General features: G+C 71.5%; 23 protein-coding genes. 21 read left to right on the forward strand and 2 right to left on the reverse strand.

The window, feature by feature from the left end; all coding sequences use genetic code 11:
* Positions 1-5 precede the first annotated feature (5 nt).
* From AQI94_RS36220 to AQI94_RS36275, 12 genes are all read left to right on the forward strand, one after another.
* Positions 6-1,292, forward strand: coding sequence for a dihydroorotase (locus AQI94_RS36220; RefSeq protein WP_031056438.1), 1,287 nt, complete (start codon positions 6-8; stop codon positions 1,290-1,292).
* Positions 1,289-1,864, forward strand: a complete 576-nt coding sequence (locus tag AQI94_RS36225) for a PH-like domain-containing protein (RefSeq protein WP_031056441.1) — start codon at positions 1,289-1,291, stop codon at positions 1,862-1,864. Before AQI94_RS36220 ends, AQI94_RS36225 begins: the two co-directional genes overlap by 4 nt.
* On the forward strand, positions 1,861-3,003 hold the full coding sequence (gene carA, locus AQI94_RS36230) for a glutamine-hydrolyzing carbamoyl-phosphate synthase small subunit (RefSeq protein WP_031056444.1): 1,143 nt from the start codon (positions 1,861-1,863) through the stop codon (positions 3,001-3,003). Before AQI94_RS36225 ends, carA begins: the two co-directional genes overlap by 4 nt.
* Positions 2,996-6,304 carry a carbamoyl-phosphate synthase large subunit gene (gene carB, locus AQI94_RS36235; protein ID WP_031056446.1) on the forward strand — a complete coding sequence of 1,103 codons (3,309 nt, stop codon included), beginning with the start codon at positions 2,996-2,998 and terminating at the stop codon, positions 6,302-6,304. The genes carA and carB overlap by 8 nt, the downstream gene beginning before the upstream one ends.
* A gap of 51 nt (positions 6,305-6,355) precedes the next feature.
* Positions 6,356-7,465, forward strand: a complete 1,110-nt coding sequence (locus tag AQI94_RS36240) for a quinone-dependent dihydroorotate dehydrogenase (protein WP_031056449.1) — start codon at positions 6,356-6,358, stop codon at positions 7,463-7,465.
* Complete coding sequence (gene pyrF / locus AQI94_RS36245; protein ID WP_031056450.1) at positions 7,462-8,301, forward strand: orotidine-5'-phosphate decarboxylase; 840 nt, start codon at positions 7,462-7,464, stop codon at positions 8,299-8,301. Before AQI94_RS36240 ends, pyrF begins: the two co-directional genes overlap by 4 nt.
* Positions 8,302-8,580: 279 nt before the next feature.
* On the forward strand, positions 8,581-8,904 hold the full coding sequence (locus AQI94_RS36250) for an integration host factor (protein ID WP_003977346.1): 324 nt from the start codon (positions 8,581-8,583) through the stop codon (positions 8,902-8,904).
* A 60-nt stretch (positions 8,905-8,964) separates the two neighbouring features.
* Entirely contained in the window at positions 8,965-9,558 is a 594-nt protein-coding gene (gene gmk, locus AQI94_RS36255) for a guanylate kinase (protein ID WP_031056453.1), read from the forward strand.
* 65 nt (positions 9,559-9,623) lie between these two features.
* Positions 9,624-9,896: a DNA-directed RNA polymerase subunit omega gene (rpoZ, locus tag AQI94_RS36260; RefSeq protein WP_003988945.1), complete on the forward strand. Its 273-nt coding sequence runs from the start codon at positions 9,624-9,626 to the stop codon at positions 9,894-9,896.
* A 116-nt stretch (positions 9,897-10,012) separates the two neighbouring features.
* Entirely contained in the window at positions 10,013-11,215 is a 1,203-nt protein-coding gene (gene coaBC / locus AQI94_RS36265; protein ID WP_031056456.1) for a bifunctional phosphopantothenoylcysteine decarboxylase/phosphopantothenate--cysteine ligase CoaBC, read from the forward strand.
* Between the two features lie 240 nt (positions 11,216-11,455).
* Entirely contained in the window at positions 11,456-12,664 is a 1,209-nt protein-coding gene (gene metK / locus AQI94_RS36270) for a methionine adenosyltransferase (protein WP_031056459.1), read from the forward strand.
* Positions 12,665-12,821: 157 nt separating this feature from the next.
* Entirely contained in the window at positions 12,822-14,984 is a 2,163-nt protein-coding gene (locus tag AQI94_RS36275; RefSeq protein ID WP_031056462.1) for a primosomal protein N', read from the forward strand.
* 124 nt (positions 14,985-15,108) lie between these two features.
* Here AQI94_RS36275 and AQI94_RS36280 read toward each other — a convergent pair whose 3' ends face one another.
* A complete protein-coding gene (locus AQI94_RS36280; RefSeq protein WP_031056466.1) occupies positions 15,109-15,660 on the reverse strand; it encodes a hypothetical protein in 552 nt (183 codons plus the stop codon).
* A 269-nt stretch (positions 15,661-15,929) separates the two neighbouring features.
* Here AQI94_RS36280 and fmt point away from each other — a divergent pair, with 269 nt between their 5' ends.
* Together fmt and AQI94_RS36290 are read left to right on the forward strand one after the other, a co-directional pair.
* Positions 15,930-16,862 (forward strand): methionyl-tRNA formyltransferase, encoded by a 933-nt coding sequence (gene fmt / locus AQI94_RS36285; RefSeq protein ID WP_031056469.1) that lies wholly within the window; start codon positions 15,930-15,932, stop codon positions 16,860-16,862.
* Positions 16,863-17,080: 218 nt separating this feature from the next.
* Positions 17,081-18,499, forward strand: a complete 1,419-nt coding sequence (locus AQI94_RS36290; protein ID WP_031056484.1) for an RsmB/NOP family class I SAM-dependent RNA methyltransferase — start codon at positions 17,081-17,083, stop codon at positions 18,497-18,499.
* Position 18,500: 1 nt separating this feature from the next.
* Here the strand turns inward: AQI94_RS36290 and AQI94_RS36295 are convergent, their stop codons facing one another.
* Positions 18,501-20,657 (reverse strand): MMPL family transporter, encoded by a 2,157-nt coding sequence (locus tag AQI94_RS36295; RefSeq protein WP_062230137.1) that lies wholly within the window; start codon positions 20,655-20,657, stop codon positions 18,501-18,503.
* A gap of 134 nt (positions 20,658-20,791) precedes the next feature.
* On the opposite strand from AQI94_RS36295, the gene rpe reads away from it, so the two are divergent.
* From rpe to AQI94_RS36330, 7 genes are all read left to right on the forward strand, one after another.
* Positions 20,792-21,478: a ribulose-phosphate 3-epimerase gene (rpe, locus tag AQI94_RS36300; protein ID WP_031056490.1), complete on the forward strand. Its 687-nt coding sequence runs from the start codon at positions 20,792-20,794 to the stop codon at positions 21,476-21,478.
* Positions 21,479-21,556: 78 nt separating this feature from the next.
* A complete protein-coding gene (locus AQI94_RS36305; RefSeq protein WP_007380667.1) occupies positions 21,557-22,600 on the forward strand; it encodes a sugar-binding transcriptional regulator in 1,044 nt (347 codons plus the stop codon).
* Between the two features lie 40 nt (positions 22,601-22,640).
* Positions 22,641-23,006, forward strand: coding sequence for a ribonuclease domain-containing protein (locus AQI94_RS36310; protein WP_031056493.1), 366 nt, complete (start codon positions 22,641-22,643; stop codon positions 23,004-23,006).
* A complete protein-coding gene (locus tag AQI94_RS36315) occupies positions 23,003-23,305 on the forward strand; it encodes a barstar family protein (protein WP_031056495.1) in 303 nt (100 codons plus the stop codon). Before AQI94_RS36310 ends, AQI94_RS36315 begins: the two co-directional genes overlap by 4 nt.
* Before the next feature lie 132 nt (positions 23,306-23,437).
* Positions 23,438-24,880, forward strand: a complete 1,443-nt coding sequence (locus AQI94_RS36320) for a GuaB1 family IMP dehydrogenase-related protein (protein WP_031056497.1) — start codon at positions 23,438-23,440, stop codon at positions 24,878-24,880.
* Between the two features lie 68 nt (positions 24,881-24,948).
* Positions 24,949-25,464: a GNAT family N-acetyltransferase gene (locus tag AQI94_RS36325; RefSeq protein ID WP_031056500.1), complete on the forward strand. Its 516-nt coding sequence runs from the start codon at positions 24,949-24,951 to the stop codon at positions 25,462-25,464.
* Positions 25,465-25,479: 15 nt separating this feature from the next.
* Positions 25,480-25,834: hypothetical protein (locus AQI94_RS36330; protein WP_062230152.1), on the forward strand; the 355-nt coding region annotated here is incomplete at its 3' end.

The following is a 25,834-nucleotide window of genomic DNA, read 5'->3' on the forward strand; positions in this document are numbered from 1 at the left end:
GTCACATGAGCAAGATCCTGATCCGTGGTGCGAAGGTGCTCGGCGGCGAGCCGCAGGACGTGCTGATCGCCGGCACGACCATCGCCCAGGTGGGCGCCGGTCTGCCGGCCGAGGGCGCCGAGGTCGTCGAGGCAGACGGCAAGGTGCTCCTGCCGGGACTCGTCGACCTGCACACCCATCTGCGCGAGCCCGGCCGCGAGGACTCCGAGACCGTCCTCACCGGGACGCGCGCGGCCGCCTCCGGCGGCTACACCGCCGTGTTCGCCATGGCCAACACCTTCCCGGTCGCGGACACCGCCGGTGTGGTCGAGCAGGTCTGGCGGCTGGGCAAGGAGCACGGCTACTGCGACGTGCAGCCCATCGGGGCCGTCACCGTCGGCCTGGAGGGCCGCAAGCTCGCCGAACTGGGCGCCATGCACGAGTCGGCCGCCGGGGTCACGGTCTTCTCCGACGACGGCAAGTGCGTCGACGACGCCGTGATCATGCGCCGCGCGCTGGAGTACGTGAAGGCCTTCGGCGGTGTCGTCGCCCAGCACGCGCAGGAGCCGCGGCTGACCGAGGGCGCCCAGATGAACGAGGGCATCGTCTCCGCCGAGCTGGGCCTCGGCGGCTGGCCCGCGGTGGCCGAGGAGTCGATCATCGCCCGGGACGTCCTGCTCGCCGAGCACGTCGGCTCCCGCGTCCACATCTGCCACCTGTCGACCGCCGGGTCCGTCGAGATCGTGCGCTGGGCCAAGTCCCGCGGCATCGACGTCACCGCCGAGGTCACCCCGCACCACCTGCTCCTCACCGACGAGCTGGTGCGCACCTACAACCCGGTCTACAAGGTGAACCCGCCGCTGCGCACCGAGCGGGACGTGTTCGCCCTGCGCGAGGCCCTGGCCGACGGCACCATCGACATCGTCGCCACCGACCACGCCCCGCACCCGCACGAGGACAAGGACTGCGAGTGGGCCGCCGCCGCCATGGGGATGGTCGGCCTGGAGACCGCGCTGTCAGTGGTGCAGGAGACCATGGTGGACACCGGGCTCCTCGACTGGGCCGGGGTCGCCGAGCGCATGTCCCTCGCGCCCGCTCGCATCGGACGGGCCACGGGCCACGGCCGTCCCGTCTCGGCTGGTGAGCCCGCCAACCTCACGCTGGTCGACACGGAATACCGTGGGTCGGTGGACCCCGCGGGCTTCGCCTCGCGCAGCCGCAACACTCCCTACGAGGGGCGTGAGCTGCCGGGCCGTGTCACGCACACCTGGCTCCGGGGCAAGGCCACGCTCGTCGACGGGAAGCTCACGTGACATCTCTGCAGCATCTGGCGTACCTCGCCGCCGAGAAGAAGTCGGCCGAGGTCACCGACTGGGCCGCCCGCGTCGGCTGGCTCGTCGGCCTCGCCCTGTTCGTCGCGCTCGTCTACTGGCTGATGCGCGAGGGCTGGAAGTGGCGCGGCACGCTCCAGGGCGACCTGCCCGAGCTCCCCACCGCGCCGGACGACCCCGGCCCGGTGAGACTGAGCATGAGCGGTCGCTACCACGGCTCCACCACCGCCGGGCAGTGGCTCGACCGGATCGTGGCGCACGGCCTGGGCACCCGCAGCCGGGTCGAGCTCACCCTGACGGACGCGGGACTGGACGTCGTACGCCCCGGCGCGACCGACTTCTTCGTCCCGCGCGAGGCGCTGCGGGAGGCCGTGCTCGGCAAGGGCATCGCGGGCAAGGTCCTGACCGAGGGCGGGCTGCTCCTGGTGACCTGGGCGCACGGCGAACGGCTGATCGACTCGGGGTTCCGCTCGGACCACGCGGCCGAGCACACCGAGTGGGTCGACGCCATTAACTCCATGATCAACAAGACGGAAACGGAAGGCGCACGATGACGACCTCCACAAGGGGGGCCTCGAAGGCTCCCGCGGTACTCGTCCTGGAGGACGGCCGGATCTTCCGCGGCCGCGCCTACGGGGCCGTGGGGGAGACCTTCGGCGAGGCCGTGTTCTCCACCGGCATGACCGGCTACCAGGAGACCCTGACCGACCCTTCGTACGCCCACCAGATCGTCGTCGCGACCGCCCCGCAGATCGGCAACACCGGCTGGAACGACGAGGACGACGAGTCCCGCCGCATCTGGGTCTCCGGCTACGTCGTCCGCGACCCCGCGCGTGTGCCGTCCAACTGGCGGGCCAAGCGCTCCCTGGACGACGAGCTGGTCGCGCAGGACATCGTCGGGATCTCCGGCATCGACACCCGCGCCCTCACCCGCCACCTGCGCGAGCGCGGCTCCATGCGCTCCGGGATCTTCTCCGGCGAGGCCATCGCGGCCGAGTCCGAGCTCGTCGCGCGCGTGCAGGCCCAGCCGCACATGAAGGGCGCCTCGCTGTACGAGGAGGTCGCCACCAAGGAGACGTACGTCGTCCCCGCGGTCGGTGAGAAGAAGTTCACCGTCGCCGCCATCGACCTCGGCATCAAGGGCATGACCCCGCACCGCATGGCCCAGCGGGGCATCGAGGTGCACGTGCTGCCGGCCACGGCGAGCGTCGACGAGGTCTACGCCGTCGAGCCGGACGGGGTGTTCTTCTCCAACGGCCCCGGCGACCCGGCGACCGCCGACGGCCCGGTCGCCCTCATGACCGCCGTGCTGGAGCGCAGGACGCCCCTGTTCGGCATCTGCTTCGGCAACCAGATCCTCGGGCGCGCCCTCGGCTTCGGCACCTACAAGCTGAAGTACGGCCACCGGGGCATCAACCAGCCCGTGCAGGACCGTACGACCGGCAAGGTCGAGGTCACCGCGCACAACCACGGATTCGCCGTGGACGCGCCGCTCGACAAGGTCAGCGACACGAAGTTCGGCCGCGCCGAGGTCTCCCACGTGTGCCTGAACGACGACGTCGTGGAGGGGCTCCAGCTGCTCGACCAGCCGGCCTTCTCCGTCCAGTACCACCCCGAAGCGGCAGCCGGCCCGCACGACGCCGCCTACCTGTTCGACCGCTTCGTATCCCTGATGGAGGGCCAGCGTGCCTAAGCGCACCGATATCCAGTCCGTCCTGGTCATCGGCTCCGGCCCGATCGTCATCGGCCAGGCCGCCGAGTTCGACTACTCCGGCACCCAGGCATGCCGCGTGCTCAAGGCCGAGGGCCTGCGCGTCATCCTCGTCAACTCCAACCCGGCGACGATCATGACCGACCCGGAGATCGCCGACGCCACCTACGTCGAGCCGATCACCCCGGAGTTCGTCGAGAAGATCATCGCCAAGGAGCGCCCCGACGCCCTGCTGCCCACCCTGGGCGGCCAGACGGCCCTCAACACGGCGATCTCGCTGCACGAGGCCGGCACCCTCGACAAGTACGGCGTCGAGCTGATCGGCGCCAACGTCGAGGCCATCAACAAGGGCGAGGACCGCGACCTGTTCAAGGACGTCGTGGAGGAGGTCCGCAAGAAGATCGGGCACGGCGAGTCCGCCCGCTCGGTCATCTGCCACTCCATGGACGACGTCATCAAGGGCGTCGAGACGCTCGGCGGCTACCCGGTCGTCGTCCGCCCGTCCTTCACCATGGGTGGCGCCGGCTCCGGCTTCGCTCACGACGAGGAGGAGCTGCGCCGCATCGCCGGCCAGGGCCTGACCCTCTCGCCGACCACCGAGGTGCTCCTGGAGGAGTCCATCCTCGGCTGGAAGGAGTACGAACTGGAGCTGATGCGCGACAAGAACGACAACGTCGTGGTCGTCTGCTCCATCGAGAACTTCGACCCGATGGGCGTGCACACCGGCGACTCGATCACCGTCGCGCCCGCCATGACGCTCACCGACCGCGAGTACCAGGTGCTGCGCGACGTCGGCATCGCGATCATCCGCGAGGTCGGCGTCGACACCGGCGGCTGCAACATCCAGTTCGCGGTGGACCCCGAGGACGGTCGCGTGATCGTCATCGAGATGAACCCGCGCGTGTCCCGCTCCTCGGCGCTCGCCTCCAAGGCGACCGGCTTCCCGATCGCCAAGATCGCCGCGAAGCTCGCCGTCGGCTACACGCTGGACGAGATCCCGAACGACATCACCGAGCAGACCCCGGCCTCCTTCGAGCCGACCCTCGACTACGTGGTCGTCAAGGCCCCGCGGTTCGCCTTCGAGAAGTTCCCCTCCGCCGACTCCACCCTCACCACCACCATGAAGTCGGTCGGCGAGGCCATGGCGATCGGCCGCAACTTCACCGAGGCCTTCCAGAAGGCGCTGCGCTCGCTGGAGAAGAAGGGCAGCCAGTTCACCTTCGTGGGCGAGCCCGGCGACAAGAAGGCTCTCCTGGAGGCGTCCGTACGGCCCACCGACGGCCGTATCAACACCGTCATGCAGGCCATCCGCGCGGGCGCCACGCCCGAGGAGGTCTTCGCGTACACGAAGATCGACCCCTGGTTCGTCGACCAGCTCTTCCTGATCAAGGAGATCGCGGACGAGCTGGCCGAGGCGCCCGAGCTGACCCGTGAGCTGCTCGCCGAGGCCAAGCGGCACGGCTTCTCCGACCAGCAGCTCGGCGAGATCCGCGGCCTGCGCGAGGACGTGGTGCGCGAGGTGCGGCACGCGCTCGGCGTACGCCCGGTCTACAAGACGGTCGACACCTGCGCGGCCGAGTTCGCCGCGAAGACGCCGTACTTCTACTCCTCCTACGACGAGGAGAGCGAGGTCGCGCCCCGGACCAAGCCCGCGGTGATCATCCTGGGCTCGGGTCCGAACCGCATCGGCCAGGGCATCGAGTTCGACTACTCCTGTGTGCACGCGTCCTTCGCGCTGTCGGAGGCCGGGTACGAGACGGTGATGGTCAACTGCAACCCGGAGACCGTCTCCACCGACTACGACACCTCCGACCGGCTGTACTTCGAGCCGCTCACGCTGGAGGACGTCCTGGAGATCGTCCACGCGGAGCAGCAGGCCGGCCCGGTCGCGGGTGTCATCGTGCAACTCGGCGGGCAGACCCCGCTGGGCCTCGCGCAGGCGCTCAAGGACAACGGCGTGCCGGTCGTGGGCACCTCGCCCGAGGCGATCCACGCCGCCGAGGACCGCGGCGCCTTCGGCCGGGTCCTCGCCGAGGCCGGCCTGCCGGCCCCCAAGCACGGCACCGCCACCACCTTCGCGGGCGCCAAGGCCATCGCGGACGAGATCGGCTACCCGGTCCTCGTCCGGCCCTCCTACGTCCTCGGCGGACGCGGCATGGAGATCGTCTACGACGAGACCCGCCTTGAGTCCTACATCGCCGAGTCGACCGAGATCAGCCCCTCGCGGCCGGTCCTCGTCGACCGCTTCCTGGACGACGCCATCGAGATCGACGTCGACGCCCTCTACGACGGCCAGGAGCTCTACCTGGGCGGCGTGATGGAGCACATCGAGGAGGCCGGCATCCACTCCGGCGACTCGGCGTGCGCGCTGCCGCCGATCACCCTGGGCGGCTTCGACATCAAGCGCCTGCGGGCCTCCACCGAGGCCATCGCGAAGGGCGTCGGGGTGCGCGGACTGATCAACATCCAGTTCGCGATGGCCGGCGACATCCTCTACGTCCTCGAAGCCAACCCGCGCGCGTCCCGTACCGTCCCCTTCACCTCGAAGGCGACCGCGGTGCCGCTCGCCAAGGCCGCCGCCCGCATCTCGCTGGGCGCCACCGTCGCCGAACTGCGCGCCGAGGGCCTGCTCCCGGCCAACGGCGACGGCGGCGAACTCCCGCTGGACGCGCCGATCTCCGTCAAGGAGGCCGTCATGCCGTGGTCGCGCTTCCGCGACATCCACGGCCGCGGCGTCGACACCGTCCTCGGCCCGGAGATGCGCTCCACCGGCGAGGTCATGGGCATCGACTCCGTCTTCGGCACGGCGTACGCCAAGTCGCAGGCGGGTGCCTACGGCCCGCTGCCCACCAAGGGGCGCGCGTTCATCTCGGTCGCCAACCGCGACAAGCGCTCGATGATCTTCCCGGCCCGCGAGCTCGTCGCCCACGGCTTCGAACTGCTCGCCACCTCCGGCACCGCCGAGGTCCTCAAGCGCAACGGCATCAACGCCACCGTCGTGCGCAAGCAGTCCGAGGGCACCGGCCCGAACGGCGAGAAGACCATCGTCCAGCTCATCCACGACGGCGAGGTCGACCTGATCGTCAACACCCCCTACGGCACCGGCGGCCGCCTCGACGGCTACGAGATCCGTACGGCGGCCGTGGCGCGGTCGGTCCCGTGTCTGACGACGGTCCAGGCGCTCGCCGCCGCCGTCCAGGGCATCGACGCCCTCAACCACGGTGACGTGGGTGTGCGTTCACTCCAGGAACACGCGCAGCACCTGACCGCGGCCCGCGACTAGAAGCCCTGAGGGGGACACCGGAAACGGTGTCCCCCTCTTCATGAGGACACCATGTACAAGATCTTCTTCAATCTCGTCTTCCAGCGCATGGACCCCGAGAAGGCCCACTACCTGGCCTTCCGCTGGATCCGGCTCGCCGTCCGTATCCCCGTGCTGCGCACCTTCGTCGCGGCCGCCCTCGCGCCCCGCCACAAGGAGCTGCGCACCGAGGCCTTCGGGCTGCGCATGCACGGCCCCTTCGGCCTGGCCGCGGGCTTCGACAAGAACGCGGTCGCGATCGACGGCATGGCGATGCTCGGCTTCGACCACATCGAGATCGGCACGGTGACGGGGGAGGCCCAGCCGGGCAACCCCAGGAAGCGGCTGTTCCGCCTCGTGCCGGACCGCGCGCTCATCAACCGCATGGGCTTCAACAACGAGGGCTCCCTGGCCGTGGCGGCCCGTCTGGCGTCCCGTGAGCCGGTCTTCAAGACCGTCGTGGGCGTCAACATCGGCAAGACCAAGCTCGTCCCCGAGACGGAGGCGATCGGCGACTACGTGAAGTCCGCGGAGCGGCTCGCGCCCTTCGCCGACTACCTGGTCGTCAACGTGTCCTCGCCCAACACGCCCGGCCTGCGCAACCTGCAGGCCACCGAGGCGCTGCGGCCGCTGCTGACCGCCGTCCGCGAGGCCGCCGACCGGATCGTCGCGCACCGCCGGGTCCCGCTCCTGGTGAAGATCGCGCCCGACCTCGCCGACGAGGACGTGGACGCCGTCGCCGACCTCGCCGTCGAGCTCGGCCTGGACGGCATCATCGCCACCAACACCACCATCGCGCGCGAGGGACTCGGTCTGACCTCCGGACCCGCCCTGGTGCAGGAGACCGGCGGTCTCTCCGGAGCACCCCTCAAGGAGCGCTCCCTGGAGGTCCTCAGGCGCCTGTACGCGCGTGTGGGCGATCGGATCACCCTGGTGGGCGTCGGGGGCGTCGAGAACGCCGAGGACGCCTGGCAGCGCATCCTGGCCGGTGCCACGCTCGTCCAGGGCTACAGCGCCTTCGTCTACGAGGGGCCCTTCTGGGCCCGCGCCGTCCACAAGGGCCTCGCCGCGCGCCTGCGCACGAGCCCGTACGCCACCCTCGCCGACGCGGTCGGCGCCGACGTGAGGAACATCACCGTATGACCGAGCCCTTCGGCGCCCGACTGCGTCAGGCCATGGACGAGCGCGGCCCGCTGTGCGTGGGAATCGACCCGCACGCCTCACTGCTCAGCGAGTGGGGCCTGAACGACGACGTGGCCGGTCTGGAGCGCTTCAGCCGCACGGTCGTCGAGGCACTGTCCGACCGGGTCGCCGTGTTCAAGCCCCAGAGCGCGTTCTTCGAGCGCTTCGGCTCGCGCGGGGTCGCCGTCCTGGAGAAGACCGTCCAGGAGGCCCGCGCGGCCGGTGCGCTGGTCCTCATGGACGCCAAGCGCGGTGACATCGGCTCGACCATGGCCGCCTACGCCGAGGCCTTCCTGCGCAAGGACTCCCCGCTGTTCTCGGACGCCCTGACGGTGTCGCCGTACCTCGGCTACGGCTCGCTCTCGCCGGCGATCGCGCTGGCGCGCGAGAGCGGCGCGGGCCTGTTCGTGCTGGCCCTGACCTCCAACCCGGAGGGCGGCGAGGTCCAGCACGCGGTCCGCGCGGACGGCCGGAACGTCGGCGCGACCATGCTGGCCCATCTGGCCGCCGAGAACACGGGCGAGGAGCCCCTGGGGTCCTTCGGCGCCGTCGTGGGGGCAACCCTGGGCGATCTGTCGACGTACGACCTGGACATCAACGGCCCGCTCCTCGCGCCCGGCGTCGGCGCGCAGGGGGCCACTCCGGCCGATCTGCCGCGGGTCTTCGGGGCCGCGATCCGCAATGTCGTCCCCAACGTCAGCCGCGGGGTGCTGCGGCACGGCCCCGACGCCGGTGCGCTGCGCGACTCCGCCGAGCGGTTCGCGGACGAGATCCGGTCGGCGCTGCCGAACGCGTGACGACGTTCGAACCCCTCGTTCGAGTGCTCCGACGAGGGGTTCGAGGCCCGCTTGAGTCTGAATACATCCTCAAATCCGGGGCAGTATGTCAGGAATGTCCGGCCTGACGGAGGCTGACCAGGACTTTTCCGCTGTTCTCGCTGACTCTGGCGGACTTGGCCGCTAGTCTCCGACGCAGAGTCAACGGGCGAGCGTGTTGCTCGTGGCTCCCCAGGTGTGGGGCGACTAGGTTCCTCACCGGTCCGTATCCGACAGTTCGACATCCGAGGTGACGTAGGCGTGGCTCTTCCGCCCCTTACCCCTGAACAGCGCGCAGCCGCGCTCGAAAAGGCCGCCGCGGCTCGCCGGGAGCGGGCCGAGGTCAAGAATCGACTCAAGCACTCCGGCGCCTCTCTCCACGAGGTCATCAAGCAGGGCCAGGAGAACGACGTCATCGGCAAGATGAAGGTCTCCGCCCTGCTCGAGTCCCTGCCGGGCGTGGGCAAGGTCCGCGCCAAGCAGATCATGGAGCGGCTCGGCATCTCCGAGAGCCGTCGTGTGCGCGGCCTCGGCTCCAACCAGATCGCTTCGCTGGAGCGTGAGTTCGGCAGCACCGGTTCCTGAACCGGGTCTCTCCGGGAAGGGGAGTCCCGGGCACTCCGGGATTGCTGGAATAATCGCTGCATGGCTGCAACATTCCGGGGGACGACCCCCGAGCCCCCGGACGTACGTCCGCGGCTGACCGTGCTCTCCGGCCCCTCAGGGGTCGGCAAGAGCACGGTCGTCGCTCATATGCGCAAGGAGCACCCCGAGGTCTGGCTCTCGGTGTCGGCGACGACCCGCAAGCCGCGCCCGGGTGAGAAGCACGGCGTCCACTATTTCTTCGTCACCGACGAGGAGATGGACAAGCTGATCGCCAACGGCGAGCTGCTGGAGTGGGCCGAGTTCGCCGGCAACCGCTACGGCACACCGCGTGCGGCCGTGCTGGAGCGGCTGGAGGCGGGCGAGCCCGTCCTGCTGGAGATCGACCTCCAGGGTGCCCGGCAGGTCCGTGAGTCCATGGCGGACGCCCAGCTGGTGTTCCTGGCTCCTCCCTCCTGGGAGGAGCTCGTGCGCAGACTCACCGGACGGGGCACCGAACCGCCCGAGGTGATCGAGCGCCGCCTGGAGTCGGCGAAGATCGAACTGGCGGCTGAACCCGAGTTCGATGTGACCTTGGTCAACACCTCCGTCGAGGACGTGGCGCGCGAGCTGCTAGCCTTGATGGATGTTGTGTGATCGTGCCTGCTCATCGAGGCTTGATCATTCGCACTGAATCTTTCCCATCCATCGGAAGGTAGAGCGTGTCCTCTTCCATCTCCGCGCCCGAGGGCATCATCAACCCGCCGATCGACGAGCTCCTCGAGGCCACTGACTCGAAGTACAGCCTCGTGATCTACGCGGCCAAGCGGGCCCGCCAGATCAACGCGTACTACTCGCAGCTCGGCGAGGGCCTGCTGGAGTACGTCGGTCCGCTGGTGGACACCCACGTCCACGAGAAGCCGCTCTCGATCGCCCTGCGCGAGATCAACGCGGGTCTGCTGACGTCCGAGGCCGTCGAGGGCCCGGCGCAGTAGTAGCACTTTCAGCTTTTCGCTGACTTATCCACAGGCCCGGCAGCGCGACTGCCGGGCCTGTGGTGTGTGATGGACCCGTACGCCGCCCGCGTACGTTGCCGAGCCGGGGAGAGACGGTGGACAAGCCGAAGGTCGTGCTGGGGGTCAGCGGCGGCATCGCCGCGTACAAGGCCTGCGAGCTGCTGAGAAGGCTCACGGAGTCCGGCCATGACGTCCGCGTCGTCCCCACCGCCTCCGCACTGCACTTCGTGGGCGCCGCCACCTGGTCCGCCCTGTCCGGCCACCCGGTCTCGACCGAGGTCTGGGACGACGTCCACGAGGTCCCGCACGTGCGCATCGGGCAGCACGCCGACCTCGTCGTGGTGGCCCCGGCCACGGCCGACATGCTCGCCAAGGCGGCACACGGCCTGGCGGACGACCTCCTCACCAACACGCTCCTCACGGCCCGCTGTCCCGTCGTCTTCGCACCCGCCATGCACACCGAGATGTGGGAGCACCCGGCCACCCAGGAGAACGTGGCGACCCTCCGCCGCCGCGGCGCCCTCGTGATCGAACCGGCCGTCGGCCGTCTGACCGGCGTCGACACCGGCAAGGGCCGGCTGCCGGATCCCGCCGAGATCTTCGAGGTCTGCCGCCGCGTGCTGGCCCGCGGTGCCATCGAGCCCGACCTGAGGGGCCGGCACGTCGTCGTCAGCGCCGGCGGCACCCGCGAGCCCCTCGACCCGGTCCGCTTCCTCGGCAACCGCTCCTCCGGCAAGCAGGGCTACGCCCTCGCCCGCACCGCGGCCGCGCGCGGCGCCCGGGTGACGCTGATCGCGGCGAACACCGGCATGGCGGACCCGGCCGGTGTGGACGTGGTCCAGGTGGGGACGGCCGTCCAGCTGCGCGAAGCGGTCCTGAAGGCGGCGGCCGACGCCGACGCCGTCGTCATGGCGGCGGCGGTCGCGGACTTCCGGCCGCAGACGTACGCGGCCGGAAAGATCAAGAAGAAGGACGGCCAGGACCCCGACCCCATCGTCCTGGTGCGGAATCCGGACATCCTCGCCGAGATCTCGGCCGAGCGCGCCCGCTCCGGTCAGGTGATCGTCGGATTCGCCGCCGAGACCGACGACGTGCTGGCCAACGGCCGTACGAAGCTGCGGCGCAAGGGCTGCGACCTCCTCGTGGTCAACGAGGTGGGGGAGCGCAAGACCTTCGGGTCGGAGGAGAACGAGGCGGTGGTGCTGGGCGCCGACGGCAGTGAGACCCCGGTGCCGTACGGCCCCAAGGAGTTCCTGGCCGAAACCGTATGGGACCTGGTGGCGCGGCGCCTGAACTGAGGGTTTCCTTCGCTTCTCGGTCCCCACGAACCTCTGTCGCAGAGGTGTGGCGCCCCTGGCCAAGTCCGCTCCGAATTGGGCACAATGCCCGTGCCGCAGGTCACGGCACTCCCGAGAGGCGAGACAGGGGGGCCGGTGACCGAGGTCGACCGATAAACTGTTCTCGGACGTTGCCGGGCGCAGCCCCCGAGCCCGTCCGCCAATGATCAGCCAGCAGCCGCTGCAACCCCAGGGAGCGTTGTGTCCCGTCGTCTGTTCACCTCGGAGTCCGTCACCGAGGGCCACCCCGACAAGATCGCTGACCAGATCAGTGACACCATCCTCGACGCGCTCCTCAAGGAGGACCCGACCTCCCGGGTCGCTGTCGAGACCCTGATCACCACCGGTCTGGTGCATGTGGCCGGTGAGGTCACGACCAAGACCTACGCGCCGATCGCCCAGCTGGTGCGCGACAAGATCCTGGAGATCGGTTACGACTCCTCGAAGAAGGGCTTCGACGGCGCCTCCTGCGGTGTCTCGGTGTCGATCGGCGCGCAGTCCCCCGACATCGCGCAGGGCGTCGACACGGCGTACGAGAACCGGGTCGAGGGCGACGAGGACGAGCTGGACCGCCAGGGCGCGGGTGACCAGGGTCTGATGTTCGGTTACGCGACGGACGAGACCCCCACCCTGATGCCGCTGCCGATCTTCCTGGCGCACCGTCTCGCCAAGCGCCTCTCCGAGGTCCGCAAGAACGGCACCATCCCCTACCTGCGCCCGGACGGCAAGACGCAGGTCACCATCGAGTACGACGGCGACAAGGCCGTCCGTCTCGACACGGTCGTCGTCTCCTCGCAGCACGCGTCCGACATCGACCTGGACTCGCTGCTCGCTCCGGACATCCGCGAGTTCGTCGTGGAGCCGGAGCTCAAGGCGCTCCTCGACGAGGGCATCAAGCTGGACGCGGACAGCTACCGCCTTCTGGTCAACCCCACCGGCCGGTTCGAGATCGGCGGCCCGATGGGTGACGCGGGCCTGACCGGCCGCAAGATCATCATCGACACCTACGGCGGCATGGCCCGCCACGGCGGCGGTGCCTTCTCCGGCAAGGACCCGTCCAAGGTGGACCGCTCGGCCGCGTACGCGATGCGCTGGGTCGCCAAGAACGTCGTGGCGGCGGGTCTCGCCTCCCGCTGCGAGGTCCAGGTGGCCTACGCCATCGGCAAGGCCGAGCCCGTGGGCCTGTTCGTCGAGACCTTCGGCACCGAGAAGGTCGACACGGACAAGATCGAGAAGGCGATCGACGAGGTCTTCGACCTGCGTCCGGCCGCCATCATCCGCGACCTCGACCTGCTGCGCCCGATCTACTCCCTGACGGCGGCGTACGGCCACTTCGGCCGTGAGCTGCCGGAGTTCACGTGGGAGAAGACCGACCGCGTCGAGGCGCTGCGCAAGGCCGCGGGCCTGTAGGTCCGTCAGCCCCCGCGGTTTCGTCACCGAGGCCCGGTGTCCCTCTGGGATGCCGGGCCTCGGCGCGTCCCGGGGCGCCGGGCCGAGGCGTCCCGCCGGCCGCCCCTCCGGGTCCGGGCGGCGTCGGTTGTCAGTGGGGTTTGGTAAGAATGCAGGCGTGAGCAGCGAGAACGGGTCGGTGGACGAGGGCGCCGGGGGAGCGCAGCCCGAGCAGCTTGCGTTCATTCGGGAGAGCGTGCGCAAGGCCAAGGTGCCGCGGGCCAAGCCCCGGACCTGGCGGGGGGCCGCGCTGGCCAAGGAGCTGCCGGTCGCGCGGGTGCTGGTGGACAAGGGCGTGCTGCATCTCGACCGGTACTTCGACTACGCCGTGCCCGAGGAGCTCGACGCGGCCGCACAGCCCGGGGTGCGGGTGCGGGTGCGCTTCGGGGCCGGGCGCGGGCGAGTCCGGGAAGGGCGGCGCGAGGGGGGAGGGCTGATCGACGGGTTCCTCGTCGAGCGGCTCGCGGAATCCGACTACTCCGGGCCGCTGGCGGCACTCGCCCAGGTCGTCTCGCCCGAGCCGGTGCTCAGCGAGGAGCTTCTGGGACTGGCGAGGGCCGTCGCCGACCGGTACGCGGGCAGCCTCGCCGATGTGCTCCAGCTCGCCGTGCCGCCTCGCAGCGCCCGCGCCGAGCAACGCCCCTCGCCCGAGCCGCTGCCGCCGCCCCCCGCGCCGGAGGCGGGGTCCTGGGGGCGGTACGAGCGCGGGGCGGCGTTCTTGGAGTCACTGGCCTCGGGGGGAGCGCCGCGCGCGGTGTGGAACGCCCTGCCCGGGCCGGAGTGGAGTGCGGAGCTGGCGCGGGCCGTCGCCGCGACCCTGGCCTCGGGGCGGGGCGCGCTCGTCGTCGTGCCGGACGGCCGGGCTGTCGCGCGCGTCGACACCGCGCTGACCTCGGTGCTGGGCGAGGGGCGGCATGCGGTCCTGACCGCCGACGCCGGGCCCGAGAAGCGGTATCGGGAGTGGCTGGCCGTGCGGCGTGGCGCCGTGCGGGCCGTGGTCGGGACGCGGGCCGCCATGTTCGCACCGGTGCGGGACCTCGGGCTCGTCGCGCTCTGGGAGGACGGCGACGACAGCCACAGTGAGCCGCATGCCCCGCAGCCGCATGCGCGCGAGGTGTTGTTGTTGCGTGCCGCGCTGGACAAGTGCGGCTTCCTGCTGGGCAGTTGGAGCTGCACCGTGGAGGCCGCGCAGCTCGTGGAGAGCGGCTGGGCCCGGCCGCTGGTGGCCTCGCGGGAGCAGGTGCGGGCGGTTGCCCCGCTGGTGCGGACCGTCGGGGACCAGGATCTCGCCCGGGACGAGGCGGCGCGGGCGGCCCGGCTGCCCACGCTCGCCTGGCAGGCCGTCAGAGAGGGCCTGCGACACGGGCCGGTGCTCGTGCAGGTGCCGCGACGGGGGTATGTGCCGCGGATGGCCTGCGCCAACTGCCGGGAGCCCGCGCGCTGTCGGCACTGCGCCGGCCCCCTGGAGGGGCAGGAGTCCGCGGCCGCGCTGCGGTGCGGATGGTGCGGGCGTGAGGAGGGGGCCTGGCACTGTCCGGAGTGCGGGGGGTTCCGGCTGCGGGCGCAGGTGGTGGGGGCCCGGCGCACCGCGGAGGAGCTGGGGCGGGCGTTTCCGGCTGTTCCGGTGCGGACGTCGGGGCGTGAGCATGTGCTGGACACCGTGCCGGGGGCACCGGCGCTGGTCGTGAGTACACCGGGGGCGGAGCCGGTCGCCGAGGGCGGGTATGCGGCGGCGCTGCTGCTGGACGGCTGGGCCATGCTCGGGCGGCCCGACCTGCGGGCCGGGGAGGACGCGCTGCGGCGCTGGATCGGGGCGTCGGCGCTGGTGCGGGCGCAGGAGGCGGGAGGCACCGTGGTGGTGGTCGCCGAGCCCACGCTGCGCCCCGTGCAGGCTTTGGTGCGCTGGGACCCCGTGGGCCATGCGGTGCGGGAACTGGGCGAGCGGGCCGAGCTGGGGTTTCCGCCGGTGTCGCGGATGGCCGCGGTGTCGGGGACCGGGCAGGCGCTCGCCGAGTTCCTGGCGGCCGCGGAACTACCCGCTGAGGCCGAGCTGCTGGGGCCCGTGCCGCTGCCGGTGACGGGGGCGGCGGGACCTCGGAGGGTGGGGGCGCCGCCGGTCGGGGAGCAATGGGAGCGGGTGCTGGTGCGGGTTCCGCCGGGGCGGGGGGCCGCGTTGGCGGCTTCGCTCAAGGCCGCGCAGGCTTCGCGGATGGCCCGGGGCGGAGGGAGCGGGGGCGAGGGGGCGGTCTGGGTGCGGATCGATCCCCCTGACATCGGGTGACGGTTGCCTCTGGGAGGACGGGGGGCATCGGACCAGCGGTCGCGGGACGGGCGTACGCCCGGGTGGTCCGGACATGCGTCTGCCCTCCCGGTCGTGAGGTGGGAGGGCAGAGAAGGGAGACGGGTCAGCCGTTGCGGGGGCCGGGGAAGGCTGTGGGCCTTGCCTCCTCGCGGAGCGCGGGGCTGCCCGCGGTGGGCTGGGTCGGCATGGAGCGGGCCGCGGGGACCGTGGGAACCGACGGCACCGTGGGGATACCGGTGTTGACGCTGACCGTGCGGGTTCCCGGCGCCTCCGTGGCGCGCTCGGCGTCGGCTGTCGCCTGGGCCGCGGCACGGCGGGCGCCGTAACGACGGTGGACCGCCTGCTTGGTGACGCCGAGGGCGGAGCCCACCGCGTCCCACGAGAACCCGAGCGAGCGGTCGAAGTCGACCGCGGCCGTCACCAGGGTCTCGACGCTGTCGCGCAGTTCCTGCGCGAGACGGACCGTGGGGGCGGGGGCGCGTCCGTAGACGACGAAGCCCGTGGAGGGGCCGGAGCGGCGCGGGCGGTAGACGTTGCCCAGCTGGGCGGTCAGGGTGCGCAGTGCGTCCACCTGCCGGCGGACCCGCTCGATGTCCCGCACCAGCAAGTGCAGGCTGGCCCGAGCCTGGGCGTCGTGGGTTGCGTGGTCGGCCATGAACAAGCCTCTCGAACCGGCGTGGCAAAGGATGGGGCCGCGATCGCGGCCCGTTGTGGTCAACTCTTTCTTGACCAACGCGTCTACGCTCCGCTGGTCACGCACTGGGGGCGTACCGGCATATGCGTGCGCCGGGGGTGGGGGGTTCGCGCCTTGGCCGGGAGCGCGGGCCGTGTCCGTGGGTTCCGCTCCCGGCCGTGCGGCGGCCGAGGCTCGCCATAGACTTGTGTGTTGCCCGTCGTCACCCGTCCGAGAGGCCCTGCCCACCCATGAAGCTCGTCTTCGCCGGTACCCCCGAGGTCGCCGTTCCCGCCCTGGACGCTCTCATCGCCTCCGGGCGGCACGAGGTCGCCGCTGTCGTCACGCGGCCGGACGCGCCGGCCGGGCGGGGGCGCAGGCTGGTCGCGAGCCCGGTCGCGGAGCGGGCCGAGGAGGCGGGGATCGAGGTGCTGAGGCCCGTCAAGCCGCGCGATCCGCAGTTCCTCGAACGGCTTCGCGAGATCGCCCCGGACTGCTGTCCCGTCGTGGCCTACGGCGCCCTGCTGCCCCGCGTGGCCCTCGACATCCCCGCCCACGGCTGGGTCAACCTGCACTTCTCGCTGCTGCCGGCCTGGCGTGGGGCCGCTCCCGTGCAGCACTCCATCATGGCGGGGGACGAGATCACGGGCGCCTCGACCTTTCTCATCGAGGAAGGGCTGGACTCCGGGCCCGTCTACGGCACCGTCACCGAGGAGATCCGGCACACCGACACCAGCGGTGACCTGCTGACCCGGCTGGCCTTCGCCGGGGCCGGGCTGCTGGCCGCGACCATGGACGGCATCGCGGACGGCACCCTGAAGGCCGTACCGCAGCCGACGGAGGGCATCACCGTCGCCCCGAAGATCACCGTCGAGGACGCACGGATCGACTGGGCCGCGCCCGCGCTGCGGGTGGACCGGGTGGTGCGGGGATGCCACCCCTCGCCCGGCGCCTGGACGACCTTCCGCGGCGAGCGGCTCAAGCTGATCCAGGTCCAGCCGGTTCCCGACCGTAGGGATCTCGCTCCCGGTGCCCTCGCCGTCGGCAAGAACAGTGTCCACGTCGGGACCGGGTCGTACGGCGTGGAACTGCTGTGGGTGCAGGCACAGGGGAAGAAGCCGATGAAGGCCGCTGACTGGGCGCGCGGCGTCAGGATCGCGGACGGCGAGACCGTCGGCACGTGAGGCGGACCGGTCGGTCGGGCGGGTGGGCCGGCGGCCGGTGGCACGGGCTGAGGACGAGCGTGTCTGTGCGGTCGGCAGGGCGGACCGGATCGGCCGAGCGGCGTCCTCGGTCGGCGGTGGCCGTCTCGGCGTCGTCGGGCCCCCTCGAAGGGTCACCTGGCCTTCGGCGGACGTACGCTTGGGCTCTGTCCAGACCTTGAACCCGGAGCACCTTTTTCGTGAGCGAGCAGCCCCGTCGGCCCCGCAAACCCGGCAAGCCCTACCGTCGGCCCCAGAAGGACCCCGTCCGCTTCCTCGCCTTCGAGGCGTTGCGGGCCGTGGACGAGCGGGACGCGTACGCCAACCTCGTCCTGCCCCCGCTGTTGCGCAAGGCGCGGGAGAAGGAGGGTTTCGAGGCGCGGGACGCGGCGCTCGCGACCGAGCTGGTGTACGGCACACTGCGGCGGCAGGGGACGTACGACGCGATCATCGCCGAGTGCGTCGACCGGCCGCTGCGTGAGGTCGATCCGCCGGTGCTCGACGTGCTGAGCCTCGGGGCGCACCAGCTGCTCGGGACGCGCATCCCGACGCACGCCGCCGTGTCCGCCTCCGTCGAGCTCGCCCGGGTCGTGCTCGGGGACGGACGGGCCAAGTTCGTCAACGCCGTACTGCGGAAGATCGCTCAGGACGACCTCGACGGGTGGATCGCGAAGGTCGCTCCGCCCTACGACGACGACCCCGAGGACCATCTCGCCGTCGTGCACTCCCACCCCCGCTGGGTCGTCTCCGCGCTGTGGGACTCCCTCGGCGGCGGGCGGGCCGGTATCGAGCGGCTGCTGGAGGCCGACAACGAACGCCCCGAGGTGACCCTCGTCGCCCGGCCGGGGCGGGCCACCACCGAGGAGCTGCTGCGCCAGGAGTCCGCCGCGCCGGGGCGCTGGTCGCCGTACGCCGTGCGGCTGGCCGAGGGCGGTGAGCCCGGGGCCGTCGGCGCCGTGCGCGAGGGCCGGGCCGGGGTGCAGGACGAGGGCAGTCAGCTGGTCGCGCTGGCCCTCGCGAACGCGCCGCTCGAAGGCCGGGACGAGAAGTGGCTCGACGGGTGCGCGGGACCGGGCGGCAAGGCCGCGCTGCTCGCCGCGCTCGCGGCCGAGCGCGGTGCCATGCTGCTCGCCTCCGAGAAGCAGCCCCATCGCGCCGGGCTGGTCGCCAAGGCGCTCGCCGGGAATCCGGGGCCGTATCAGGTGATCGCCGCGGACGGGACCAAGCCGCCGTGGAGGCCGGGGAGCTTCGACCGGGTGCTGATGGACGTGCCGTGCACGGGGCTCGGGGCGCTGCGGCGACGGCCGGAGGCCCGGTGGCGGCGTCGGCCCGAGGACCTGGAGGGGTTCGGGCCGTTGCAGCGGGGCTTGTTGAGCACCGCGCTGGACTCCGTCAGGGTGGGCGGGGTTGTCGGGTACGCCACTTGTTCGCCCCACCTTGCGGAGACGCGGGCCGTGGTGGAGGACGTGCTCAAGCAGTGGCCCTCCGCCGAACTCGTCGACGCGCGGCCGTTGTTCCCCGGTGTGCCGGAGCTGGGGGAGGGCCCGGACGTGCAGTTGTGGCCGCATGTGCACGGTACCGACGCGATGTATCTGGCGGTCATCCGTAGGACAGGGTGATCTAGTCGCGTGTCTGCGGCGCCGTCGTGGCTGGTCGCGCAGTTCCCCGCGCCCCTGGGTCGGTCGGCTCCTCCCTGGCCAGGCTGTGCGGCCACCAGACCTTCGGACCCACGTCCAGGAACAGGGACGTGACCAGCACCGACCGCACGATGAACGTGTCCAGCAGGACGCCCAGCGCCACCGTGAAGCCGATCTCCGCGAAGGCGACCATCGGCAGGGTGCCCAGGGCGGCGAAGGTGCCGGCCAGGACGAGGCCGGCGGAGGTGATGACGGCGCCGGTCGCGGCCAGACCCGTGATCACGCCCGCACGGGTGCCTCCGTGGGCCGCCTCCTCGCGGATGCGGGTGGTCAGGAAGATGTTGTAGTCGATGCCCAGAGCCACCAGGAAGACGAACACGAACAGCGGGAAGTCCGTGGACTCGCCCGCGTAGTCGAAGAGGTGGCGGAAGGCCAGGGCGCTGATGCCGAGGGCCGCCGCGAAGGACAGGATCACCGTCCCGATCAGCAGCAGCGGGGCGATCAGGGCGCGCAGCAGGGCGCACAGGATCAGCAGGACGACCGCGAGCACCAGCGGGATGATCAGTATGTTGTCGTGCGTGGTCGCCCTGTCCATGTCGAGCAGGGCAGCCGTACCGCCGCCGACCTGGGCATCGGCGGCCGGGACCGCGTGGACGGCGTCCCGGACCCGTTCCACCGTCTGTTTCGCGGCCTCGCTGTCGGCCGGGGCGGTCATCGTCGCCTCGAAGAGGACCTTGCCCTCGTGCGACGGTTTCGTGCCCGGTGGCAGGCCGAGGGACGTGGGCACGACGCCCCGTGTTCCCGCGACCGCCTCGCCGACCTGTCGTGCCTGGGCCTGGTTGCTGACCACGACCAGGGGATCGCCGCTGCCCGCCGGGAAGTACTTCCCGGACACTTCCTGGCCGACGATCGAGTCCGGTTTCCCGGTGAACGCGTCCGCGTTGCTGATGCCTTCGGCGCGCAGCTGGATCAGGCCGAGCGAGCAGACCACGAGGGCCGCTGCCGTGGCGCTCCAGACCATCCGGGGGCGGAGGGCCATACGGCGGCCGGCGCGGGCCCACAGGCCGCTCTCGATGCGGTCGGGGGCGCCGAAGTGCGGAATGGCCGGCCAGAACATCCAGCGGCCGAAGATCACCAGCAGGGCCGGGAACAGGGTGGTCATCGCCAGCAGGGCGACCGCGACACCGATCGCGGCGACCGGGCCGAGGCCCCGGGTCGAGTTCATCTCGGCGGTCAGCAGGACCAGCATGCTCAGGACGACGGTCGCGCCGGAGGCGAGGACCGCGGGGCCCGCACGGTGCAGGGCGCGGGCCATCGCCTCGTGGCGGTCCTCGTGATGGTGCAGTTCCTCCCGGTAGCGGGCGACCAGCAACAGGGCGTAGTCGGTCCCCGCTCCGAAGACGAGGACGGTCAGAATGCCCGCGCTCTGGCCGTTGACGGTCAGTCCCGCGTGCTGGGCGAGCAGGTAGATGAAGGCCTGCGCGGTGAACAGCGCGGCGACCACCGAGAGCAGCGGGACGAGGAGCAGGGTGGGGCTGCGGAAGGTGATGAGCAGCATGACCACGACGACCGCCATCGCGGACAGCAGCAGGGTCGAGTCGATGCCCTCGAAGGCCTTCGAGAAGTCCGCGGACGTACCGCCCGGGCCGGTGATGTGCACGGCGAGACCGTTGCCGCCCTTGCCCACGACGTCACGCAGCGAGTCGACCGCGGGCGCGATCTCCTGCCAGCCCTTCTCGTCCATGGTGATCGGGACGAGGATCTGGGCCGCGCGCGGGTTGTCCTGCCGGTCGTAGACCGGCCCCCGGGTCTCCGCGCCGCGGATGCCGTGCGCCGTGAGCCGCTTGATCTGGGCCGTGTCCCGGGCGATCGCGGCGCGCTCCTGCGCGGTGAGGCCGCTGTCGCGCGCGTAGACGACGACGGCGGGGATCTGTTCCGGCCTGAAGCCCTCGGAGAGCTGGAGGACCTGGGTCGACTCCGCGGAGCCGGGCAGCCAGGAGGCCGCGTCGTTGTCCTGGGCGTCGGTGAGCTTGGAGGCGAGGGGCGCCGTCAGGAACAGCACCACCAGCCACAGCGCCAGTACCACCCACTTGGCACGCCGTCCGCAGACGAAGTGCGCGATGCCTCGATTCCCGGTCATGGCCACCCCCGGCGCCACCAGTCGAGCCGATCAGCCGCCCAGCATGACACGCACAGCTCGTCCACAACATCCGATGAACGGCTTAGGTCTGGACCGGCGCGCCCGTTCGCGCCCCGGCATGGGAGGCTTGGGGCATGGCCGCGCAGATCAACCCCAGCATCCTGTCCGCCGACTTCGCCCGCCTCGCGGACGAGGCGCGGGCGGTCGAGGGAGCCGACTGGCTCCACGTCGACGTCATGGACAACCATTTCGTCCCGAACCTCACGCTCGGTGTGCCGGTCGTAGAGTCTCTGGCCCGTGCGACGGACACCCCGCTGGACTGCCATCTGATGATCGAGGCCCCCGATCGCTGGGCGCCCCAGTACGTAGAGGCGGGGGCCTCCTCCGTCACCTTCCATGTGGAGGCGGCAGCCGCTCCGGTCCGGCTCGCCCGGGAGATCCGGGCCAAGGGTGCCCGCGCCTCCATGGCGCTGAAGCCCGCGACGCCCATCGAGCCGTACGAGGACCTGCTCCCCGAGCTCGACATGCTGCTGATCATGACGGTCGAACCCGGTTTCGGGGGACAGGCCTTCCTCGACATCATGCTCCCCAAGATTCGCCGGACCCGCGAGTTGATCAGCAAGCACGGGCTGGAACTGTGGCTCCAGGTCGACGGCGGCGTCTCGGCGTCCACCATCGAGCGCTGCGCGGACGCGGGCGCCGATGTCTTCGTCGCCGGATCGGCGGTGTACGGGGCATCCGACCCGGCAGAGGCGGTACGTGCATTGCGCAACCAGGCGGAGGGGGCGACCGCGAAGGCTTCGTGGGCGTGCGACCACTGAGCGTCAGGAACGTGAACGGCTCCGATCAGGGCTGATCAAGTGCGCCGGATCTGCAAGGATGAACGGCGAATCCAGAGTGTGAACAGCAGTGAGGAGAACGCCGTGTCGGGTATGTCGGCGGGCCGGTCAGCCATGCGGATGGGACCCGCTGAGCTGGTGCAGGCGGCGGCCATGGCCCGCCGCTTCTACCTGGAGGGCAAGTCCAAGATCCAGATCGCGGAGGAGTTCGGCGTCAGCCGCTTCAAGGTGGCCCGGGTCCTGGAGACCGCCCTCGAACGTGATCTCGTACGCATCGAGATCCGCGTGCCGGCCGAGCTGGACGCGGAGCGCTCGGACGCGCTCCGGGCCCGCTACGGCCTCAGGCACGCCGTCGTGGTCGAGTCCCCGGCCGAGGCCGAGGAGACTCCCGACCCCGAGAACCTGGGAGAAGTGGCCGCCGACCTGCTCGGCGAACTGGTCGACGAGGGCGACATCCTGGGCCTGGCCTGGGGCCGCTCCACCATCCACATGGCGGCCGCCCTCGACCGGCTCCCGCCGTGCACGGTGGTGCAGTTGACGGGGGTGTACGACGCCGGGACCGCCGAGCGCGGTTCGGTGGAGGCGGTGCGGCGGGCCGCCCAGGTGTCCGGCGGGGACGCCCACCCCATCTACGCGCCGATGCTGCTGCCGGACGCGGCCACCGCGATCGCGCTGCGCAACCAGCCCGGGATCGCACGGGCCTACGAGTACTTCGACAAGGTCACGGTCGCCTGTGTCTCCATCGGCTCCTGGGAGCCGGGCATCTCGACGGTGCACGACATGCTCAGCGACGAGGAGCGCGGCCACTACGCCTCGCTCGGTGTCGCCGCCGAGATGTCCGCGCACCTCTTCGACACCGAGGGCCGCAGGGTCGGGCGGGACCTGGGCGAGCGGTGCATCACCGTCAAGGCCGACCAGCTCCGCCGTATCCCCGAGGTCGTCGCGATCGCGGGCGGGCAGCGCAAGGCGGCCGCGATCGACGCGGTGCTGCGCTCCGGGCTGGTCACCAGCCTGGTGACGGACACCTCCGCCGCGGACTACCTGATGACGGCGGGGACACCGCCGAAGCCGGCACTGAACAGGGCGGACCCGGACGGGCCCTGACGGGCGGTCATGCGGGGACGGCCGTGGCAGCATCGCACCCATGCTGCTGCGGTTCGTCTCCCGGATTCTGCTGTGCGTCCTCGTGCTGGCCGGATGCTCGGCCGGACACGACCCCTCGCCCGGCGGGGACCTGGCCACCGTCCAGGCGGCGAAGCTCCCCGCCGAGGCCCGGCAGACCCTCGAACTCATCGACCGGGGCGGCCCGTTCCCGTACCAGAAGGACGGCGCCGTCTTCGGGAACTTCGAGCGGCTGCTGCCCGCGCACCGGCGCGGCTACTACCACGAGTACACCGTCCCCACGCCGGGCTCGCGCGACCGCGGGGCCCGGCGCATCGTCACCGGGCAGGGCGGGGAGATCTACTACACCGATGATCACTACGACTCGTTCAGGGCGGTACTGAGATGACGGCACGCGTGGTCACGCTGGACCTCGACGGGGTCACGGACAAGGCGGGCCTGATGGACCGCTGCGCGCGGGACCTGCGGCTGCCGGACTGGTTCGGCCGCAACTGGGACGCGCTGGCCGACGTCCTGTCCGACCCGGACCTGTGGTCCGGGGACGGGGTCGAGGAGGAGACCGTCGTGGTCGTACGGCACTGGGACCGTTACGCCGAGGCGCGGCCGGACGAGTGGGCGACCGCGCGCGAGGTGTTCGCGCAGGCGTCCGCGCTCACCGTGGCGCTCGCGCTTGGAGGTTCGTCCTAGGGCCCCCGCGGCCGGTCTGGACGATTCGCCCGTGGGTGTCTCTCCGCCCGGCATGGGAGAATGAAGTACGTGCTCTTTCCCCCTGGCTGACCTGTCCGGGGGCCACCTCTGATCGACTGGGATGTGCAGCACGTGCGTTTCCTCAACGACATCCAGCCCCCGTACGACCTGACGTACGACGACGTCTTCATGGTCCCGAGCCGCAGTGCCGTGGGCTCGCGTCAGGGCGTGGACCTCAGCTCCCCGGACGGCACGGGCACCACCATCCCGCTGGTCGTCGCCAACATGACCGCGATCGCCGGGCGCCGCATGGCCGAGACCGTGGCCCGGCGCGGTGGCCTCGTGGTCATCCCGCAGGACATCCCGATCGAGGTCGTCACCGAGGTCGTCTCCTGGGTGAAGAGCCGCCACCACGTCCTGGACACCCCGATCGTGCTGGCCCCGCACCAGACCGTCGCCGACGCGCTCGCCCTGCTGCCCAAGCGCGCGCACAACGCCGGGGTGGTCGTCGACGAGGAGGGCCGGCCCGTCGGTGTCGTCACCGACCAGGACCTGTCCGGGGTCGACCGTTTCACCCAGCTCGCCGAGGTCATGTCGCGCGATCTGCTGCTGCTCGACGCGGACATCGACCCGCGTGAGGCCTTCAACCGGCTCGACGGGGCCAACCGGCGCTACGCCCCCGCCGTGGACCGGGAGGGCCGTCTCGCCGGCATCCTCACCCGCAAGGGCGCCCTGCGCGCCACGCTGTACACGCCTGCCGTCGACGCGCAGGGCAGGCTGCGGATCGCCGCCGCGGTGGGCATCAACGGCGACTTCGCGGAGAAGGCCAAGCAACTGCTCGACGCGGGCGTCGACACGCTCGTCATCGACACCGCGCACGGCCACCAGGAGTCGATGATCACCGCGATCCGGACCGTGCGGGCGCTCGACCCGCAGGTCCCGATCGTGGCCGGGAACATCGTGGCCGCCGAGGGGGTGCGGGACCTGATCGAGGCCGGCGCGGACATCATCAAGGTGGGTGTGGGCCCCGGCGCCATGTGCACCACCCGCATGATGACCGGCGTGGGCCGGCCGCAGTTCTCCGCGGTCCTGGAGTGCGCGGCGGAGGCGAAGAAGTACGGCAAGCACGTGTGGGCCGACGGCGGTGTCCGGCACCCGCGCGATGTCGCCATGGCGCTGGCCGCCGGTGCGTCCAACGTGATGATCGGGTCGTGGTTCGCGGGCACCTACGAGTCGCCGGGCGACCTCCAGCAGGACGCGAGCGGGCGGCTCTACAAGGAGTCCTTCGGCATGGCGTCCGCGCGGGCGGTGCGCAATCGCACGTCGGACGAGTCGGCGTACGACCGGGCCCGCAAGGCGCTGTTCGAGGAGGGCATCTCGACCTCCCGGATGTTCCTCGACCCGGCCCGCCCGGGTGTCGAGGACCTGATCGACTCGATCATCGCGGGCGTCCGCTCCTCGTGCACCTACGCCGGCGCGGGCTCTCTGGAGGAGTTCGCCGAGAAGTCGGTCGTGGGCATCCAGAGCGCGGCCGGTTACGCGGAGGGCAAGCCGCTGCACGCCAGCTGGAGCTGAGTCCCGTACTGCGCGGCCCCCGTCGGAATTCGGGGGCCGTTCGCGTGCGCGGACCGTACGGTCGGCGCATGGAGATCACCGTCTGCCGCGGCGGCGACGTCGCGCTGCTCGACCGGTACATGGGCTCGCCGGGGGCCACGTCGTTCCACGCCCGGCGGTTCGCCCGGCAGGAGGCGGGGGAGTGCACCTACCTCGTCGCGTGGCTGGACGGGCGGCCCGTGGGGCACGCGGAGCTGCGCTGGGTGGGCTGCGCGGCGCCCGAGGTCACCCTGGACTGCCCCGAGATCGGCGGCCTCGCCGTGTGGCCGGAGGAACTGCGCTCGCGGGGTATCGGCACCCAGCTGATCCGGGCCGCCGAGTCACGGGCACGGGAACGGGGTCTGACGACCGTGGGCATCGGGGCCGGGAAGGACAACCCGCGCGCGGCCGCCCTGTACGCACGGCTCGGCTACCGCCCGGTGACCGACTACCTGGACCGCTACACCTACCAGGACCACGACGGCACGACCCGTGAGTGCGTCGACGCCTGTGTGTTCCTCGTCAGAGAACTCCCGTCAGGCAGCCTTGACGTCAAGCCTGCTTGACGCGAGTCTGGGGGTATGACGACACCGGAGAGCATCGAGCCGCAGTACACCCTGCTGACCGCCGTCTCCCGCCTCGACGAGCTCCGCATGCGGGAGTCCATGGGCGAGGGCGGGGCCACGGACGCCCCCGACCGGACCGAACTCCTCGAACTCCTCGCACTGAGCGAGGTCGTGGCCCGCAAGGCGTCCTACGGCCGTCAGCTGACCGTCCGCGCGGCCCGCGAGGCCGGCGCCTCCTGGTCGCAGATCGGGGCCGCGCTGGGCACCAGCAAACAGGCCGCCTGGGAGGCCCACACCCGCTGGATCGACACCCAGGCGGCGGCGTACGGCAAGCCGGGGCAGATGGGGTACGACGAGGTGGACGTGGCCG

It is taken from the genome of Streptomyces pseudovenezuelae, assembly GCF_001513955.1.
Lineage (GTDB): Bacteria > Actinomycetota > Actinomycetes > Streptomycetales > Streptomycetaceae > Streptomyces > Streptomyces pseudovenezuelae.

Excerpts from the sequence above, each read along its gene's own strand:
- AQI94_RS36220 (WP_031056438.1), top strand. The coding sequence starts at position 6 with ATGAGCAAGATCCTGATCCGTGGTGCGAAGGTGCTCGGCGGCGAGCCG.
- carA (WP_031056444.1), top strand. The coding sequence starts at position 1,861 with ATGACGACCTCCACAAGGGGGGCCTCGAAGGCTCCCGCGGTACTCGTC.
- AQI94_RS36240 (WP_031056449.1), top strand. The coding sequence starts at position 6,356 with ATGTACAAGATCTTCTTCAATCTCGTCTTCCAGCGCATGGACCCCGAG.
- pyrF (WP_031056450.1), top strand. The coding sequence starts at position 7,462 with ATGACCGAGCCCTTCGGCGCCCGACTGCGTCAGGCCATGGACGAGCGC.
- gmk (WP_031056453.1), top strand. The coding sequence starts at position 8,965 with ATGGCTGCAACATTCCGGGGGACGACCCCCGAGCCCCCGGACGTACGT.
- AQI94_RS36280 (WP_031056466.1), bottom strand. The coding sequence starts at position 15,660 with ATGGCCGACCACGCAACCCACGACGCCCAGGCTCGGGCCAGCCTGCAC.
- fmt (WP_031056469.1), top strand. The coding sequence starts at position 15,930 with ATGAAGCTCGTCTTCGCCGGTACCCCCGAGGTCGCCGTTCCCGCCCTG.
- AQI94_RS36295 (WP_062230137.1), bottom strand. The coding sequence starts at position 20,657 with ATGACCGGGAATCGAGGCATCGCGCACTTCGTCTGCGGACGGCGTGCC.
- rpe (WP_031056490.1), top strand. The coding sequence starts at position 20,792 with ATGGCCGCGCAGATCAACCCCAGCATCCTGTCCGCCGACTTCGCCCGC.
- AQI94_RS36310 (WP_031056493.1), top strand. The coding sequence starts at position 22,641 with ATGCTGCTGCGGTTCGTCTCCCGGATTCTGCTGTGCGTCCTCGTGCTG.
- AQI94_RS36315 (WP_031056495.1), top strand. The coding sequence starts at position 23,003 with ATGACGGCACGCGTGGTCACGCTGGACCTCGACGGGGTCACGGACAAG.
- AQI94_RS36325 (WP_031056500.1), top strand. The coding sequence starts at position 24,949 with ATGGAGATCACCGTCTGCCGCGGCGGCGACGTCGCGCTGCTCGACCGG.